General features: G+C 54.5%; 18 protein-coding genes. 9 read left to right on the top strand and 9 right to left on the bottom strand.

Annotation, left to right across the window (positions count from 1 at the left end; translation table 11 throughout):
• Window positions 1-5: 5 nt before the first annotated feature.
• Entirely contained in the window at window positions 6-440 is a 435-nt protein-coding gene (locus tag H5P27_RS14470; RefSeq protein WP_185661108.1) for a hypothetical protein, read from the top strand.
• 127 nt (window positions 441-567) lie between these two features.
• The gene (locus tag H5P27_RS14465) at window positions 568-2,634 is read left to right on the top strand and encodes a TonB-dependent copper receptor (protein ID WP_185661107.1); all 2,067 of its coding nucleotides are present in this window, start codon (window positions 568-570) and stop codon (window positions 2,632-2,634) included.
• Window positions 2,635-2,854: 220 nt separating this feature from the next.
• On the opposite strand, the gene H5P27_RS14460 is transcribed toward H5P27_RS14465, so the two are convergent.
• From H5P27_RS14460 to H5P27_RS14445, 4 genes are all read right to left on the bottom strand, one after another.
• Window positions 2,855-4,240, bottom strand: a complete 1,386-nt coding sequence (locus H5P27_RS14460; RefSeq protein ID WP_185661106.1) for a GH1 family beta-glucosidase — start codon at window positions 4,238-4,240, stop codon at window positions 2,855-2,857.
• A gap of 93 nt (window positions 4,241-4,333) precedes the next feature.
• Window positions 4,334-5,998 carry an FAD-dependent oxidoreductase gene (locus H5P27_RS14455; RefSeq protein ID WP_185661105.1) on the bottom strand — a complete coding sequence of 555 codons (1,665 nt, stop codon included), beginning with the start codon at window positions 5,996-5,998 and terminating at the stop codon, window positions 4,334-4,336.
• Window positions 5,999-6,030: 32 nt separating this feature from the next.
• Window positions 6,031-6,477, bottom strand: a complete 447-nt coding sequence (locus tag H5P27_RS14450; protein ID WP_185661104.1) for a Dps family protein — start codon at window positions 6,475-6,477, stop codon at window positions 6,031-6,033.
• Window positions 6,478-6,505: 28 nt separating this feature from the next.
• Window positions 6,506-6,814: an ArsR/SmtB family transcription factor gene (locus H5P27_RS14445; protein ID WP_185661103.1), complete on the bottom strand. Its 309-nt coding sequence runs from the start codon at window positions 6,812-6,814 to the stop codon at window positions 6,506-6,508.
• Between the two features lie 195 nt (window positions 6,815-7,009).
• On the opposite strand from H5P27_RS14445, the gene H5P27_RS14440 reads away from it, so the two are divergent.
• The 7 genes from H5P27_RS14440 to H5P27_RS14410 all read left to right on the top strand — a co-directional run bounded on the left by H5P27_RS14440 (window position 7,010) and on the right by H5P27_RS14410 (window position 13,091).
• The gene (locus H5P27_RS14440; protein ID WP_185661102.1) at window positions 7,010-8,008 is read left to right on the top strand and encodes a cytochrome-c peroxidase; all 999 of its coding nucleotides are present in this window, start codon (window positions 7,010-7,012) and stop codon (window positions 8,006-8,008) included.
• Between the two features lie 6 nt (window positions 8,009-8,014).
• Window positions 8,015-8,581, top strand: coding sequence for a Tll0287-like domain-containing protein (locus H5P27_RS14435; protein WP_185661101.1), 567 nt, complete (start codon window positions 8,015-8,017; stop codon window positions 8,579-8,581).
• A 112-nt stretch (window positions 8,582-8,693) separates the two neighbouring features.
• Complete coding sequence (locus H5P27_RS14430; protein ID WP_185661100.1) at window positions 8,694-9,692, top strand: glycoside hydrolase family 5 protein; 999 nt, start codon at window positions 8,694-8,696, stop codon at window positions 9,690-9,692.
• 119 nt (window positions 9,693-9,811) lie between these two features.
• On the top strand, window positions 9,812-9,949 hold the full coding sequence (gene rpmH, locus H5P27_RS14425; RefSeq protein ID WP_185661099.1) for a 50S ribosomal protein L34: 138 nt from the start codon (window positions 9,812-9,814) through the stop codon (window positions 9,947-9,949).
• A 32-nt stretch (window positions 9,950-9,981) separates the two neighbouring features.
• Window positions 9,982-10,389: a ribonuclease P protein component gene (gene rnpA / locus H5P27_RS14420; RefSeq protein WP_185661098.1), complete on the top strand. Its 408-nt coding sequence runs from the start codon at window positions 9,982-9,984 to the stop codon at window positions 10,387-10,389.
• Between the two features lie 86 nt (window positions 10,390-10,475).
• Window positions 10,476-12,293 carry a membrane protein insertase YidC gene (gene yidC, locus H5P27_RS14415; RefSeq protein WP_185661097.1) on the top strand — a complete coding sequence of 606 codons (1,818 nt, stop codon included), beginning with the start codon at window positions 10,476-10,478 and terminating at the stop codon, window positions 12,291-12,293.
• A 51-nt stretch (window positions 12,294-12,344) separates the two neighbouring features.
• Entirely contained in the window at window positions 12,345-13,091 is a 747-nt protein-coding gene (locus H5P27_RS14410) for a YebC/PmpR family DNA-binding transcriptional regulator (RefSeq protein ID WP_185661096.1), read from the top strand.
• 100 nt (window positions 13,092-13,191) lie between these two features.
• Here H5P27_RS14410 and H5P27_RS14405 read toward each other — a convergent pair whose 3' ends face one another.
• The 5 genes from H5P27_RS14405 to H5P27_RS14385 form a co-directional block, all read right to left on the bottom strand.
• Window positions 13,192-14,229 carry a TRAP transporter substrate-binding protein gene (locus H5P27_RS14405; protein WP_185661095.1) on the bottom strand — a complete coding sequence of 346 codons (1,038 nt, stop codon included), beginning with the start codon at window positions 14,227-14,229 and terminating at the stop codon, window positions 13,192-13,194.
• Window positions 14,230-14,364: 135 nt separating this feature from the next.
• Window positions 14,365-15,276: a TRAP transporter TatT component family protein gene (locus H5P27_RS14400; protein ID WP_185661094.1), complete on the bottom strand. Its 912-nt coding sequence runs from the start codon at window positions 15,274-15,276 to the stop codon at window positions 14,365-14,367.
• 138 nt (window positions 15,277-15,414) lie between these two features.
• On the bottom strand, window positions 15,415-16,245 hold the full coding sequence (locus tag H5P27_RS14395) for an anti-sigma factor domain-containing protein (protein ID WP_185661093.1): 831 nt from the start codon (window positions 16,243-16,245) through the stop codon (window positions 15,415-15,417).
• The gene (locus H5P27_RS14390) at window positions 16,238-16,870 is read right to left on the bottom strand and encodes an RNA polymerase sigma factor (RefSeq protein WP_185661092.1); all 633 of its coding nucleotides are present in this window, start codon (window positions 16,868-16,870) and stop codon (window positions 16,238-16,240) included. Before H5P27_RS14390 ends, H5P27_RS14395 begins: the two co-directional genes overlap by 8 nt.
• A complete protein-coding gene (locus H5P27_RS14385; protein WP_185661091.1) occupies window positions 16,848-17,291 on the bottom strand; it encodes a phospholipase D-like domain-containing protein in 444 nt (147 codons plus the stop codon). Before H5P27_RS14385 ends, H5P27_RS14390 begins: the two co-directional genes overlap by 23 nt.
• Window positions 17,292-17,343: the final 52 nt, after the last annotated feature.

Genomic DNA, 17,343 nt, shown 5'->3' with positions numbered 1-17,343 from the left:
CTGCAGTGAGCAAGCTCAGAGCAGCAGATCCCCAGCGCCAAAGTCCGGCCAGAAATTGGTTTCACCGGATTGCTGCCTCTCTCTGCCTCTGCTCTGTCCTGCTCGCGAGTGGCTTTCATACTGTCGCCCTGCAAGGATACGGATGGGTGAAAATGTACGAAGTATACAGCGAGTCCCTCCCTGCTTTCCAGGCGGTCGACCTTACCTTTTCCGGCGATGACCTTTGCGGGATCTGCGTCATCTCGCGCGACTTGGTCGAATCGACAGAGAAGAGCATTGAGCTCGCCTTGACTGAAAAAGTACCGCTGCCCCCTCTTAACACTTTGGCAATCTCGGTAGCGGAGCCGCTCCCTACGATTGCTCGACATTCCCTCTCACCTAGCCGGGAAACCAAAGAATTCAGCCCACCTCTCGAGCCACCCCCACCTCGAGTCGCTTAGCGATCAACTGAAACGACGCCGAAACGACTCGGCTTCGTCTGCTTCCGCCTGCCTCAGGCCGGCGTTACCTGTGCACATAGGCCCGCCCAACGCGGATGCCTTGCGACATCCAACCTGATCACTAAGCATGAATTTCAAGACATCAATTTACCTTGCCACCGCGACTTCGCTGCTCGCCTCAAACGCTCTCGCCCAAGAGACCCAAACAGAGGAAACAGTAGATCTCGCCCCGGTGGTTGTGACTTCTTCCTCCGGGGTCGAAGCCGGCCAAATCACGTTCGACCCGCGACTTGCCATCCAGCCCCTCCCAGCCAACGACGGAGCGGATGCCCTCAAGCACGTAACCGGATTCTCCGTCATCCGCAAAGGCGGCACCGACGGCGATCCTACCTTCCGAGGCATGGCTGGCTCGCGACTCGGCATTCTCCTCGATGGAGCTTGTACCCTCGGTGGCTGCGGAAACCGCATGGACCCGCCAACCGCCTACGTTTTCCCAACTTCCTACGACAAGGTCACCGTACTAAAAGGTCCACAAAGCGTGCAGCACGGACCCGGAGCAAGCGCAGGCGTTGTTCTTTTCGAACGTAGTGCCACCCGCCTTACCGAAGAAGACATTTCCCTGAAACTCGTTTCGAACTTCGCATCCTTCGGCCGCAGCGATGTCTCAAGCGAAGCCCTAGTGGGTAACAGAAACTTCTACGCTCGCTTCCAGAGCAGCTTCTCCGAATCGGACGACTATGAGGACGGGGATGGAGTCGCCGTGAGCTCCGCCTATGAACGTTGGAATGCTCAACTCTCCCTCGGATACACGCCTTCCGAGTCCTCCGCCTTGGAATTTTCAATCACCCAAAGCGATGGCGAAGCCGCCTATGCGGATCGCTTGATGGATGGGGTTGCCTTCGATCGTTCCGCATACTCTCTGCGCTACCGCGAAGATCAGCTATCTGGCCCTGTTCGCTCCATCGACGCCCAAGTGTACTACAACTACGTCGACCACGTTATGGACAACTTCTCGCTGCGTGAATTCACCCCATCTGCCATGATGGCCATGCCAATGTTGTCCAACCCGGATCGCCAAACCTACGGTGGATCGGTCAAGTTCGAACTAGACCGCCGCGGCAAGCTCGACTCCATCTTGGGAGTTGATGCCCAGCACAACAGGCACCGCTTGCGGACTGCCATGGGAGCAGCTACCGCGTCGTACCAAGACAACGCCTGGACCGAGGATGGGACCTTCGACCAAATCGGCTTGTTCGGAGAATTCGAATACACGCTTTCAGACCGCGATACACTCGCCTTCGGAGCGCGACTAGACTCCTGGGAGGCAACCGATAAACGAGCTATGATTCGCGTTGGCATGGGAAACATGATGGCCAATCCGACCGCCAACACCTCACGCAGCGACGTCCTGCCCAGCGCTTACCTGAGATTCGAGCGGGAGCTTGAGAATTCAGATAGCAAGCTCTACGCAGGCATCGGTCATTCCGAACGTTTTCCGGACTACTGGGAAGCCTTTAGCAAAGAATCGGAAACAAGTATCAGCGCCTTCAATACGCTCCCGGAGAAGGTTACCCAACTCGATATGGGTACTTTGACTCGCTGGGGAGACTTCGAGCTAAACCTATCCACCTTCCTAGCCAACCACCAAGATTTTATACTAATCGAAAGCGGCTACCCTAAAACCATGGGATCCATGATTCGAAGCGCCACAGTCGCTCGCAACATAGATGCAACCACTTGGGGAGGAGAAGCGAAACTATCTTACCAGAACGAACGTGGCTGGTACGCATCGTCCTCGCTAGCATATACACACGGCACCAACGATACAGATGGTCTGCCGCTGGCCCAAATATCCCCTCTGGAACTTACCCTCGAAGGAGGACGTCGCACCGAGGCATGGTCTTTCGGTTGGTTGGCTCGCTTGGCCGACGACCAAGATCGTGTCGCTGTGAATCAGGGCAATATCGTCGGCCAAGACATCGGCCCTTCAGAAAGTTTTGCCGTTCTTTCACTGCACAGCTCGTATCAAGTCAGCGAATACTGGAGCTTAGCAGCCGGGGTAGACAACATCCTAGACGAAACCTACGCCGAACATATCAGCCGCGCCGGCTCCATGATCGCTGGCTACACCCAGACCACCCGCATCAACGAACCGGGCCGCACCTTCTGGACCCGCCTTTCGGCCGAATTTTAAAGCCGCCACTCGGCTAACCCTTTTCTTGTAAACCAAGACCCGAAGCGCCCGAAGAAGATCCTGTTACATCCGAAGCGCTTAAACCAAAGCGGCTAGCTCCAGAAGCTAGCCGCTTTTTTCCACCACTGCCATTGGGTGTTCGGCTGAACTACAAGTGGAGATAGAAAAATACGCCACCTGTTGAGGTAGCGTATCTAAGAAAACAATATTAGCGACCGGACTAGAATCCGTTGGCTTTAACTGTGGCCGAGTACCATTTGGCGGAAGCCTTCGGCTGACGTTCGCCGGTTTCGAAGTCGACCCAATGCAGACCGAAACGGCGGCTGTATCCAAGGGCCCATTCGAAATTGTCCATCATGCTCCAGCACATGTAGCCACGCAGATCGACTCCGTTCTCGATAGCTTGGTGACATGCCTCCAAGTAGCCTTTGAGAAATTCTACACGACGAGTGTCGTTGAGCGCTACTTCGCGATCATCTTCACCAGGCATAGCGCAACCGTTTTCGGTGATGTAGATCGGCGGATGGCCATAGCGCTTGTCGATCCACTCCAGTATCTTTCGGCAACCCCAAGGAACGATGTTCCAGTCCATGTGGGTCTTTTCCCAGGAAGGATCTTCGGAAAGCTCGACCTGTTGGTCCTCCATCATGCCACCATTTCCTTTGATGTCTCCCGCTCCGTGCACTTCTTCGGCGGGCTCGGAGGCGATCATGGTCGTGTAGTGGTTGAGGCCGAAGAAGTCGGAAGAGCCCTTCAAGAGTCTCGCATCTTCCGCGGTGAATTTAGGCAGTCGCTCGCCCACACGTTCTCTCATCGAGGCCGGATAGTCGCCGAAGTAAACCGGATCCGCGAACCAGCCAAGGAAGAACTCCAAAGCGCGATGGGCCGCGGCCACATCCTCAGGTCGGTCGCTCTTCGGCTCACGCCAGTCACAATTGTTGGTGATTCCGATTACTCCACCCTGCTCCTTTTGGAACTCCTTGCGGTAAGCGTCCACGATGTAGGCGTGGGAGCGAAGCAGGTTGTGAGCAGCAACATATGGTTCGGAATTGCAGGTGCGCCCCGGTGCGAAGTAGCCATTTCCGTGTCCTAGGAAAGAGCTGCACCAAGGCTCGTTCAGAGTGATCCAGTTCTTTACCCGGTCTCCAAAGCGCTGGAAGCAGATGCGAGCATAGTCGGCGAAGCGGTTCGCAATTTCGGGATTTAGCAATCCGTCATGCTCCATTTGCAGCGCCAAAGGCAAATCCCAGTGGAAAAGAGTTACCCAAGGAGTGATGCCCGCTTCGACCAGCCCATCGATCAGCTTGTTGTAGAAAGCGATGCCCTCCTCGTTAACCTCTCCTTTGCCATCCGGCTGCACACGGGACCAAGAAATGGAGAAGCGGTAGCAGCCGACTCCCATTTCCTTCATCAGAGCGATGTCCTCTTCCCAACGATGGTAATGGTCGCAGGCTTTGATGCCGCTGTGTCCTTCGAAAGTCCGGCCGGGAATCATGGCAAAAGCATCCCAGATGCTGGGTCCACGGCCACCCTCGGCAGCAGCTCCTTCGATTTGGTAGGCGGCGGTAGCGGTGCCCCAAAGAAAGTCCTCAGGAAAAGTTTTCATGAGGGGCCAAGATTCGAACAAACGCTTAGATGCCAAGACCCAATGAGCGATACCCGCCACGAGTATTGCTCATCCTAACGCGCAAATCTTGATTTAACCTAAAACCAACTTCGCGGGAGAGCGTGGATCCAAGCTCCCTTTGATCCCGCCGGAATAAGAAACCACCTGAAATCCGTTCTGCTTGAGGACTCGGGCCGCGAAGTAGCTCATCTTGCCAAAGGCGCAAATCGTCACCACCGGCTTTTCGCGATCTAGCTTATCTAGACTCGATCGCAAAGTCGGGAATGGGATATTGATCGAGCCAGGCGAGGGATGAGCATTGTAAAGCGGTCCCGGTCGCACATCCACGACCTGGGCTTCGCCGGATTCTGGCAAAGTGTGCACCACTTCGACGAGATCATCCAAAACGTTGGTCGCCGCGAAGCCGGCTAAATTGACGATATCCTTGGCGCTTCCGAAAGGTGGAGCGTAGGAAAGCTCGAGGTGGCAAAGGTCCTCCACGGTCATTTTTCCGACTATCGCCGTTGCCAGCACATCAAGCCGCTTATCCACACCTTCAAATCCCGTGGCCTGAGCGCCGAGCACCTGCAGGGTCTGCGGATCCCAGAGAAGCTTGAGCGTCATGGGCTTGGCTCCAGGGTAATAACCGGCGTGATGGTTGTCGTTAACCATGGTGACCCGATAATCGCACCCCTCGGCCTTTAGGCGTCGCTCCGTCCAGCCTGTCAATCCAGCAGCCACGCTGAAAACGCGCACGATCGCCGTTCCTAACGATCCGGGGTAAGGCCGAGCCTTTTCTCCCAAAAACAAATGATCGGCCGCGACACGTCCTTGGCGATTGGCAGGACCACCCAAAGGCACTGAGCTAGCTTGGCCAGTAGTCCGGTCGATGGTCTGCACCGCGTCGCCCGCAGCGTAAACTCCGACCTCGGATGTCCTCTGGAAAGTATCCACCACGATATGCTCACGCGGGCCGAGTTCGAGGCCAGCTTCTCTGGCGATTTCGGTGTCCGGCTTCACACCAATTGAGAGCAACACCAGGTCCGCTTCGACCGAGTCGCCCGACTGAAGTTCGCAACTCAGCGATTCTTCAGAGGGATGGAATCCCTTGATGCCATTGTGCAAGACCACCTCGATCCCTTGCTGCTTGAGCTCGCTCTCCATGAGCATCGACATTTCCGGATCCAGCTGGGGAAGCACTTGTGACTGCATCTCCACAATCGTCACCTCGAGCCCGAGCCGCTTGAGCTGCTCTGTCATTTCGAGGCCAATGAAACCAGCTCCCACCACGACAGCCCGCTTGGCTGAGGAAACCATGGCCTTGATGCGGTCCATGTCCTGCAGGTTTCGCAGCGTATGAATGCGAGGGTCGTCGATGCCCGGGAGCGGCGGCACGATGGGCTTGGCTCCAGGCGCTAGCATGAGCGCGTCGTAAGAGACTGTCTCCGTGTCCCCACTATCGAGATTGGCGACTTCTACGGTCTTTGCTTCCAGATTGATGCTTCGAGCTTCACTGCGTGTGCGAACATCGAGCTTCAACATCGCTTGCAGGCTCTGGGGGGTCTGCACAGCGAGCGCATCTCGGTCCGATATCTCGCCGCCTACATAATAAGGGAGACCGCAGTTCGCGAACGAGACATCGGGTCCACGCTCGAGGACGATAATCTCCACCTCTTCATCGAGACGTCGGCAACGGGCGGCGAAAGAAGCTCCTGCCGCGACGCCGCCTATTACCAGAATTTTCTTTTTCGAATTCATCAGATCTGGGGTCGGGGTTTCGCTGCGACGACTTACTTGCCGAGATAGCTGCGAAGCATCCAAATGGTCTTTTCGTGCAGCTGGATACGCTCGATCATCAGGTCCTCGGTAGGACTGTCTCCGGCGTCGCCCGCCGCATCTCTGGCAGTCTTGAGATCCGCGACTAGCTTTTCGTTAATCCTGATCAAGTGGGACACCATGCTCTCCGCATCTGCGTCTTCCTCGATTTCCGAGGTCCCCGCCAATCCAGCGAGGCTCGCTAGACCGCCCGGAGCCAACGCTCCCAGAGCCCGGATACGCTCCGCGATTTCGTCTACCGCTGCGAAAAGTTCGGTGTATTGCCCCTCGAACGCGGTGTGCAGTGCGAAAAAGCCCGGACCCCTTACATTCCAGTGGCAAATATGAGTTTGGGCCATGACAGCGTAACTGTCTGCGAGAACGACGCGAAGGGCGTCAACTACAGGGTTTTGATTATCCATTTCTATTATGTATTTATCGGTTAATAACTTATGACTGCCCTAGCATCTGTCGGAATTCCCGGCAGAAATCTCTGATCTGATCTGGCACCAGCGAGTAGCAAACCTGAGTTCCGCAATTGGCGCCAGTGACGAGACCTGCTTCACGCAAGGCCTTCAGGTGCTGCGAAACAGTGGCCTGCGCCAGCGGAAGTCGCTCCACAATTTGATTACAGGTCAGCTGATCAAATTCCTGGAGTAGGCTTACAATCGCAATCCGAGCCGGGTGGCTCAGCGATCTGGCAAACTTCGAAAGCTCTACTTGCTTGTCGGTGAAAAGTTCTGTTTTGGCGGCGGTCATTTGTATAATCGCAGTTATACGATTAAACAGCTCGGTCAAAGGGATTCAGCCTCCAAACAAGAATCTATTAGAAAACGCTAATACATTGATTCACGCATCTTCTAACTCCCTCGAGAAGTCGGCTACGCCTTGCAGATTAACACCTCTTGGGAATGAATATCGTATTTTTACGATTAAACTTAGGACCCTAGAAAAATGAAACTAAACCGACTGTTGATACCCGCCCTTCTCCTTTACGCCGGCTTCCAAGCCGAAGCCTCCCGTCCCGGAGAGCCGATCCAGCCAATCGCCCCGCCGCAAGAGATCAATCTAGCCAAATCGGAGCTGGGCAAGAAACTCTACTTCGACCCAAGACTCTCCAAATCCGGTTTCATCTCCTGCAATTCCTGCCACAACCTGAGCATGGGAGGGACCGACAATCTCAAAACATCGATCGGTCACGGCTGGGCCCAAGGCCCCATCAACGCGCCGACCGTCTTAAACAGCAGCTTGAACATCGCCCAATTTTGGGATGGCCGGGCAGCCGACCTAAAAGAGCAGGCGGGCGGCCCCATCGCCAATCCCTCCGAAATGGGCTTCACCCATGAACTAGCCATTTCCACTCTGGAAGGCATCCCCGGATACGTTCGCGAATTCGAACTGGTCTTCGGCTCCCCGGCGGTGGATATCGACAAGGTAACCGAGGCGATCGCGGAATTCGAAAAGACACTGGTAACTCCGAACTCCCCATTCGACCAATGGCTGCTTGGCGACGATGACGCCCTCTCAGCCAAAGAGCTCGCCGGCTATGAGCTCTTCAAGCTAAGCGGCTGTATCGCTTGCCATAATGGTCCCGCCATGGGCGGCAACTCCTTCCAGAAGATGGGACTCGTCGCTCCCTACGAAACCGAAAATGCCGCAGAGGGATTGGCTGGCCTAACTGGAATCGACGCCGACCGATTCAAGTTCAAAGTCCCCACCCTCAGAAACGTGGAGCTTACCTACCCCTACTTCCACGACGGCGAGGCCGAGACTTTGGCAGAAGCAGTAGACGTCATGGGTCGTCTTCAACTCGGTCGCACCTTCTCCCCAGAGGAAACTGAGCAAATCGTTGCCTATCTAAAAAGCCTAACTGGTGATCAACCAAGCTTTGCCCTCCCCATTCTCCCACCATCAACCGACCAAACGCCTCGTCCTAATCCATTCGGAAACTGAAGAAAAATGACCCGACAGAAAATCGCCCTCTCCACCTTGGCCCTCTTAGCAGTCAGCTGCTCTTATTCCGAACCAAGCGAGAAAGAGCTGACCGAGGAAGCAGTCGGCATCGTCAAGCAATTCGCAGGAACCTTGAAACCGATTCTTAAGCAAAACATGGAAGCGAGCGGGCCAGTCGCCACCATCGAGGTCTGCTCCCAGCAAGCCCCCGCCATCGCTGCCAGCCTTTCCGAATCGACTGGCTGGACTGTCCACCGCGTCAGCCTGCAACCTCGCAATCCCGCAGCGAAGCCAGATGCTTGGGAGACCGAAATGCTGCATCAACTCGCCGAGCGGCAGGCCAACAATGACGGCACCGATAAGCTCGCAGTGTCGAGCGTAGTAAACGGAGAGTTCCGCTTCATGAAAGCTCAACCCGTCGAGCAACTCTGTCTAAAATGCCACGGTACAGAGATAGCTCCAGAGGTTAGTGAAGCGTTGAAAAGCTTCTATCCCAACGACAGTGGAACCGGCTACTCATTGGGCCAAATCCGAGGAGCGGTCAGCCTATCCAAACCGATCGACTCTCTTTAGTAAGAGAAACGAGGCCATCCTCTAGGCTAGAGCGATGCGGCCGAAGTCATAGCTTGTGGAGCCAAGATCACTTGGCTCCGCAAAGAGCTTTCCAACCCAAAAACCCTGGAAAATGACAAAGACCGCTACCGCACTCCTTAGCGCCATCCTCCTATTCACCACTGCCTGCGAGCAGACTGAAACGATCGATTCAGACGCTGAAACAGCGCCTTCTACCGTAAGCCAGCTTAGCGTGGAGGGCACACAGCTAGTCAACGAGGCGGGCGAAGCAGTGGTTCTCCGCGGAGTCAGCTACGGATGGCACAACTGGTGGCCCCGCTTCTATAACAAGGAGAGCGTCAAATGGTTAGCCGACGATTGGGGCGTCGACGTGGTGCGGGCCGCCATGGGCCTGCATTACGACGAGCCGGAGCTAACCTACAACGCCGAGCCAGAGAAGGCCGTCGAAATCATCTCCAAAGTGGTAGATGGAGCCATCGAGAGCGGAATCTACGTCATCATCGATTTCCACAGTCACCATTTGGAGCTGGAGCTGGCGAAAACCTTTTTCGGTGACATGGCCGCCAAATATGGAGACCAGCCAAATGTCATCTACGAGATCTACAACGAGCCAATCGACGATTCATGGACTGAGCTGAAAGCCTACGCCAAAGAGGTCATCGAGGTCATCCGAGAACATGATCCGGATAATATAATCCTAGTCGGGAACCCGCACTGGGATCAGGACCTTCACATCGTAGCAGACGACCAAATCAAGGGAGTTAGCAACATCATGTACACGCTGCACTATTACGCAGCGACCCATGGCGATTACCTTCGCGAACGTGGCGACTACGCGCTTAGCAAGGGTGCGCCCATCTTCATATCAGAGTCGGCCGGCATGGAAGCCTCCGGTGACGGCCCCATGGACTATGAAGCCTGGCAAATCTGGCAAGATTGGGCGGAGAAAAACAAACTCAGCTGGATCACTTGGTCTGTGGCCGACAAAGATGAAACCTGCTCCTTCCTTTACCCGAGCGCCAGCGACACCGGCCCCTGGGAAGAAAAGGACCTCAAAGAATCCGCCAAAGCGACCCGAGCCATCCTCCGTAAAAAAGCAGGTCTGGACTGAGGGAAACAAGAGCCATTCCTCCGTGAACATTCGAATGCTGTGGGAAATTTAGGGCTTCCGAGCTTGACAGCGCCACGGAGGTCCTCCCATTTTCTCGCTCTTTTTCTAATTTTCACGTCATGAGACCTACATTTAGACCACATCGCCTCAAGAGAGTACGCAAGATCGGCTTCCGTGCCCGCATGGCCACCCGCGGTGGACGTGCCGTCATCACAGCCCGCCGCAAGAAGGGCCGCGCACGCCTCTCAGTCGCATAAGCTCGGCGCCTTGCGCCCCAATCGGCTCGACCATGGTCAGGAGATTTCAGCTCCGTCCTACTAGCCGCTTGTGTCGCAATGCCGACTTCCTACAAATTCGTAGTATTGGCAAGCCCTACCGCTGCCAGTACTTCGCCCTATTTTCCCGCATCCGCACTCCAGAAGTTGCGGATGTTTTGTGTCCGCGTATCGGCATCTCCGCCGCCAGACGAGTTGGCAACTCTGTCACGCGCAACAAGATCAAGCGACGCTTCAAAGAGCTGTTCCGCCTGCATCAGCACCAAATCCGATCCGAGGCCGACATTGTACTCAGCCTCAGATTCCCAGCCGGCTTAGCCAACTACCAGGATCTCGAACAACGATTTCTTCACGCCTTGAAGTACAGAGGCCTTCTAAAAACGTCTACAAACAGCAAGGACGCGGCAGAAGAGGAGGAATAGCTTGCTAGCACTGGGAGCGAGCCTTTTATGGGCGCTTTCCCTCGACGGAGCGACCGTCGGAAAAACGAATTTCCCAAGACATATCGATGGATAAAAAGAACACTATAATCGGGATCTCCCTGCTGATCGTAGGCACGATTCTCATGTTCAAAACCTCTCAGCAACGCCAAGAGCAGGCCTTGCAAGAGCAAGCGGCACAGCAAGCAGCGGCAGAAGAAGCAGCCCAAACAATCGCCGCAGACGGTACTGGACCTATCCCAGCAACTCAATCCGACTCGTCGGCTGCCCCGGCAGCTCCCGCGATCGTGAGCGGTCACGCTCAGGTGGAAACCGATGGCGAGAAAACCGGCGAGACTATCGTTTCTTTAGAAAACGAGTACGTAGAGGTTCGCTTCACCAATTTCGGCGGAGCAATCAAAGAAATCGTCCTCAAAAAGGACCGCAAATCCCTGGATAGCGACGAGCCGTACGTGATGAACCACTTGCGCTACTCGCCCGCTTTGAATCTGAGCACTTACCTCGGGGACGCGAAGGATGTAGCCTTCAAACAAGTGCCTTCCTTGCTACCCGACTCAGTAACTTTCCGCGGAGTGATCGCCGACCAGCTAGAAGTCACTCGCACCTACACGATTTCACAAGAAGCAGATGGCCCAGCCCCATTCACCATTTCCCACGATCTAGAGATTCGAAATCTCACAGACGGAGCCCTGCCTTTGGGTGAGCTTCTGGTCAATATCGGCACCGTAGCCCCTTCGGGAATGCAGGATCGTCTCCTGCAAACCTTCGGCTACTCCAACGGGGAAGACGTCGAATTTACTAAGCAGAGCGACTTCATGGGCGGTGGTATTCCTGGCTTCAAAAAGGCGCCCAAGGATATGGAACAAGTGAGCGACACCGTCGTTTGGGCCTCCGTTAAAAACCAGTTCTTCATCACGCTAATCACGCCGGAAGAACCAGCCGCTGGCTACATAGCTCGCCCAGTCGACTTCCCGAACGAGATTGATGAAGACGCACCTAAGACTGGCCTAACCGGCGACATCAAGCTGCCCGCCATGACACTGGCCGCCGGTGAAAGCGTCACCAAGCACTTCGACTTCTACGCGGGGCCTAAGGAACACGGCCGCATCTCCCAGTTGGGCGAAGGCCAAGAGCAAGCCATGCAATTCGGATTCTTCGGATTCATATCCAAGATCCTCCTCATGATCATGAACGCTGTGCACAGCGTGGTCGGAAACTGGGGCGTAGCGATCATCCTCCTCACCGTGATCGTCCGCGGCACCCTGCTCCCCATCACTCTGATGAGCATGAAATCCATGCGCAAGATGTCGAAATTGCAGGAGCCGATGAAAGCCATGAAGGAAAAGTTTCCTGACGACCAGCAGAAGCAGCAAATGATGATGATGGAGCTGTACAAGCTCAACAAGATCAACCCTGTCGCCGGCTGCTTGCCGATGTTGCTGCAGATTCCGATCTTCTTCGCTCTGTTCTACATGCTGCGAAGCGCTGCGGAACTTCGCTTCGCCGACTTCCTCTGGATCTCCGATCTCTCCAAGCCAGACACCGTAGCGGTCATACCGAACATGCCGATCCTCGGCGATTTCGCCCTCAACATCCTTCCTTTCGTTTGGGTAGCCACCCTCGCCTACCAGATGTGGACCATGCCAACACCCTCGGTCGACAACGCCCAAGCAAAGATGATGAAATTCATGCCTTTCATCTTCTTCCCATTCACCTACACTTTCTCCTCAGGATTGGTCCTCTACTGGACTGTGAGCAACGTCTTCACCATCGGTCAACAGTGGCTGGTCAAACGCGGAGGCGATGATTTCGAAGTCCAGCTTCCTCCCGCGCTGAAAAAAGCGATCGAAGGCGGAGACCAAAAGAAGCGACGCCGCAAGAAATAGGACTGCCAAACAAACATAACTTAACCTCGATAACCCAAACGACTACACGCCATGTCTGGACATAGTAAATGGTCTACCATCAAGCACAAGAAGGGCGCCGCTGACGCAAAGCGCGGCAAGATCTTCAGCCGCATCTCCAAGGACATCACCCTCGCCGCTAAAAACGGAGGAGGAGATCCCGATATGAACCCGAAGCTCCGCACCGTGCTACTCAAGGCCCGTGCGGAAAACATGCCTTCGGACAATATCGATCGTGCCATCAAAAAAGGAACCGGCGAGCTTCCGGGTGTCGTTTACGAAGAATTCGTTTACGAAGGTTACGCGCCCAACGGGGTCGCAGTTATCGTCGAAGTAACCACCGACAATAAAAACCGAGCCGCATCCGAAATCCGATCCACTTTCACCAAGCGTGGAGGAAACCTAGCCGGAGCCAATGCAGTCGCCTTCATGTTCAACCGCTGCGGACAATTCCTCATTTCCAAGGATCAGGTCGACGAAGAGAAGCTCATGGACATCGCCCTGGAAGCAGGTGCTGAGGATATCAAGACCGAAGCCGAAGGCTACGAAGTCTTAGCTCCGATCACCGAATACGATTCCGTCAGCCAGGCCTTGTCCGAAGCGGGTATCGAAGTGGAAAGTTCCGAGCTAGCCTACCTTCCAGAGACACTCACTCCCATTTCCGATGCCTCAGACGCCAAGTCTATCATGAACCTCATTGACGCCTTGGACGATCTGGACGACGTGCAAAACGTTTTCCACTCCGCTGACTTCGCAGAGGGAATTCTTGACGAAGAATAATCGACTCACGTTTTTAAAACGACCCTGCCTGGTAGCAAACTGGGCACAAAAAAGCTCCCGTGATTCGGGAGCTTTTTTATATATCAAAGTTAGTTACGGGCTACTCCGATCCTTGCTGGGCTCGGTATTCTTCGAGCAAGCGAACCACCTCGTCGAAAATGTCGGCCGGTACGGTATTGTCCCGGATCAGCGAGTAGGCTTCTTCAGAGGCCGCTTCCCAAGCATCGGTCACCTCTTGGTCGGATTCGCGAATCTGCAGACCCCACTTTTCCTTCATCACAGTGATCGCCTCTTCGTTTTCGGCGCGACCCGCCAAAGTCATTTCACGACCGTAACGACGGGCAATCTCCATCATGCTCTCTTGATCTTCCTCATCGATTCGATCCCAAGCTTTTTCGGAGACCACGATTGCGCCCACAATTGGCGTGTAGCGAATGTCGAGCATGTAAGGAGCTGGACGGTAGCTCTGGGTGGCCAAGGCAAAAAATGGAGGAAGCGGTACGATGTCTACAAGCCCCGTCTGCAAGCTAGAGGTCACTTCTGTAGCATCGATCGGGACCGGGCGGAACCCCATGTTCTTTAGCAAGTCGGTCTGGCGATTATCGCCCGCCCAAGTGTAGAGCTTGCCGTTTTTCATATCTTCCGGCGTGGCGAGTTCGTTTTTGCTGAAGATCTTCACCCAACCGGAATCCACCCAGCTGAGTACCACAAAACCTTTAGCTCTGATTCTTTCCTCAAGCTTAGGGCCGAGATGCTCCATGACATACTCCAGCTCCTCGTAGGTGTGAAACATCATGGGGATCTGCTGAAGGCCCGCTACGCCTGGGTCGATGTCGGACAAACCTACTCCCGAAATGAGAGCCGCCTGCAGCTGATTGACACGCATGCGATCAATCATGGCTGTCTCACCACCCTGCACACCTCCGGCGAAAAGGATAAGATTCACGTCTCCGCCAGTCTCCTGCTTCCACTCCTGCCCCATCTTGCGGAGCGATTTGTCAAAGGAAGAATCCTTAGGGACCAAAGTGCTCAAGCGCAGATTCTGGCGCCGAGCATCAACGTCGGGCGCAATAGAAAAGGCAGCCATAGCGACAGCGCCAAGGGCCAGAATTCGGGAAATCTTAGAAAATACAGTCATCTTACGAAGGGGTTGTTAGCTCGTCGTCAGGTAAGACGGACAAAGGGCCCGATCTCTTCAATAATTTATACAAGAAGGAATCGGAAACGTTTCATACATTACGCAATTGTCTCCTTTCGACTTACCGGGGACAGGCTAAAGAAAGAGCCAATCGAGTCGGGTAAGCAGCCACTCGGCACGTCGCTGATAGAGGAGATTATTGAGGCGAAGAGATGGATTTTCGTCCACGTCGATAGCCAAAGCCTTGTTCAACAGATCGAGAAAAAGCTCCTTGTCTTGCGTTTCCACCGCTACGGATTCCGCATACCCAACATAAATCGCGGCAAGTTGGCCATCCGACAGCTCCAAGGCTCGGCGATAGTAGCGGGTCGCATTCTCCACCGGATCCCCCTCCCCGTTCATTCGACTCATTTCGTAGGTCACGAAAAAGGTCTGAATCGAGCCCATCTCCCAATCCGGATCGAGCTCAAGGCATCTCTCCATGATCGCCTCCACGTAGGCGAGATCTCCCACGAGATCCATGTTATCGAGAGAGAGAGAAATCGCCCCACCCCAAGCCAAGGCCGTCCAGTAGAGCAGCTCCACATCCTGAGCTTTGGTCTTGGAGAGAATTTTATGCGCATCGCTGCGCAGACCGGTCTCGAAGCCGGGATACTCTATTTCCAGAGCTCGCAAGCCATAGGCATTGGCGCGTTCATAGAGCTTGATCGCACGCTCCCGAAGCTCGACAGCCCGATCGTAGTCATCGTCTTCGATTTCGTCGGCCTCAAGTTGAACCCAGCCGTAGGCGTACTGCGTGAATCCACTGGTTAATGACGTCAAAAGCCCTGTGTGCTCCGGCGTTCCGGCTAAAACGCTTTCCATTAGTTTCAGACTGAACGGCAAGGCATCCCCCACGAGTTCCGGGTCGTTATCAGACGAAAAAACATCTCCGCCTCCAGAAAGAGCATCCCCCAGCTGGTTCATAGCCAACTTCTTAACTGAGCAACCACTCAGGATGAGGCCGAAACTTAAGGAGAGTAGAAAAATGGGTCCTCCACGCATCATGTGCAGCGGAACTTAGGACCCAGCATTTTTTTTTCAAGCACGCTCACGGAACGAAAGCGATGAGGCGCGCAATTGTCGCCGGCAACTTTACCGAGGGTGGACTTCAGATAAGCAAATGAAAGTCGCTTTGCCGTTTCGCTAGACGTCCTTGAGGACGACCATCTTACTCGGACTGCTTGGCGATTCTTCCTTCTCCTCCGTTACGAAAAAGCTAAGCGAGTCGACGTTGGCTCCTTGGGGAAGCTGAGTCAGATCAAAGAAGAATAGGCCTCTTGACTCTTCTCCAATGGGCAATGTCCCAGCCCGCACCGGCGTTTCGGACTCACTTGTTCTGGCCCACACATGGTAACTACGATCTGGGGCTTCCTTGGGCAAATTTTCCACCGCGATAAATCCGATATTAAAGCGTTTGTCGAAAACCGTAAACCCTCCAGAAAGCTGCGTAACCTCCGCGTCATCACTCTCTAAAAGCTGCCCCTCGGGAATACCTTCCCGTGAAAACCAGTAGGCTTCCGCCAGCCCGGCAAGCTCGAGCATACGGTCTTCGAGAGCGTATTCGTCAGAGGGTGTTGGCACAGGCACGATTCGCGGACTTCCGAGATTGTTGACCACTATATCCGAGGAAGTCTCGCCGACTTGGCCACCGCTAGCCCCACCAAGCCACATCACTGCGGCTACGCAGGCCGCAACTGCCCAGCCACCCCAAGAGAGCGCTTGGCTCAAGTTGAGGTTTCGCTTCTCAGATTGCTTCGGGCCATCCAGCTGTTCCATTACCTTGGAGTAGACGTGAAAGGGAGCTTCATCTTTCCCTTGGTACAAATCCAATTCAGTCAATCGCTGGTATTCGTGCACCAGATCCCGCAGCTGCCGGTCCGATTTTATTTGGGTTTCGAATTCTTCCACTTCCGACTCTGGCAAAATCCCCAGAGCGTAAAGTTGGGCTTTTTCTTCTATGAGTTCGTTATTCATAGCTCGATGCCATCATGGTTTTAAGTCGCAACATGCCGCGACGCATCGCGGTTTTCACCGTGCCTAAGGGCATGTTTAATTTTTCGGAAATTTCCTGTTGAGTAAGTCCCTTGTCCATCGCGAGTTGCAGGGTGGACCTTTGGGACTCCGGTAGACGCTCCACCATTTCCCCCAATATGCTCAGCTCATCTTCGATAAGAACATTTTGAGACGGATCGCGCTCTGCGTTTCGGTGCTCCTCTACCGGCTTGAGAGCCATGGGATCATCGGTGACAGTCACCGGTTTCGCGGCTCGGATGCGATCTATACAAAGCCGCTTGGTTATCAAAACGCACCAGCTAAAGGGACGCGAAAGGTCGCGATCGTAGCGATGAGCCGACCTCCATATTTTCACAAACGCATCCTGCAGGACTTCTTCGGCCAATCCATGATCCCTAAGAAATTTGGCGATGTAAGAAAAAAGCGGGCGAGAGTATCGGGCATAGAGCTCGTCGAAGGCAGCTCTCTCGCCATTCGCGATACGCCGTAATAATTCAGCTTCGATACCAGCGTCGTCCATTCGTCCCTTTTGCTCTTCTTCCGGTGTACCGGCAGCGCTGAGCCTACTCGCTTTCTGGTAAGTCATCAGCAAGATCCTCGTCCAGCTGCAACTCCTCCAAACCAGCGACCGGTAGCCGTGAGTTAAGTTCGTAAACCATTTTTATCACCGCGTTTTTCATGACCTTGTCGTGGACTCGAATCATCCGGCTGTAGCTACCAGCCGGAAGAGGATCTCGGGCGTAGAAAACTCCCAATCGGTTACGATCATAATCCCGCTTGAGGCTAGCGCTGAAGCGTGCCTCCAGCTCATGCATTCCATTGTCTCCCCACTTCATGATTGTGATGTCGAGGCGAGGTTGGCCTGGCGGTGTCCTACGGGAGCCAAAACGCTCAATTTCGTAAGCCATCGGAAAATCGATGTCGGAGAGGACCTCACCAATCGCGGTCTTGATGCGTCTAAAGCGATCCTGCTCTCCAAACCCACTGACGTACAAGTTGTCTATCACCTCGATGTGCAACGTGTCAGATGGCCGAAACGAGATAGGCGGAACGCTATTC

This window comes from Pelagicoccus albus (assembly GCF_014230145.1).
Classification (GTDB): domain Bacteria; phylum Verrucomicrobiota; class Verrucomicrobiia; order Opitutales; family Opitutaceae; genus Pelagicoccus; species Pelagicoccus albus.
Note: the sequence above shows the minus strand (reverse complement) of the source record. Positions and strands in the feature narration are given on the sequence as shown.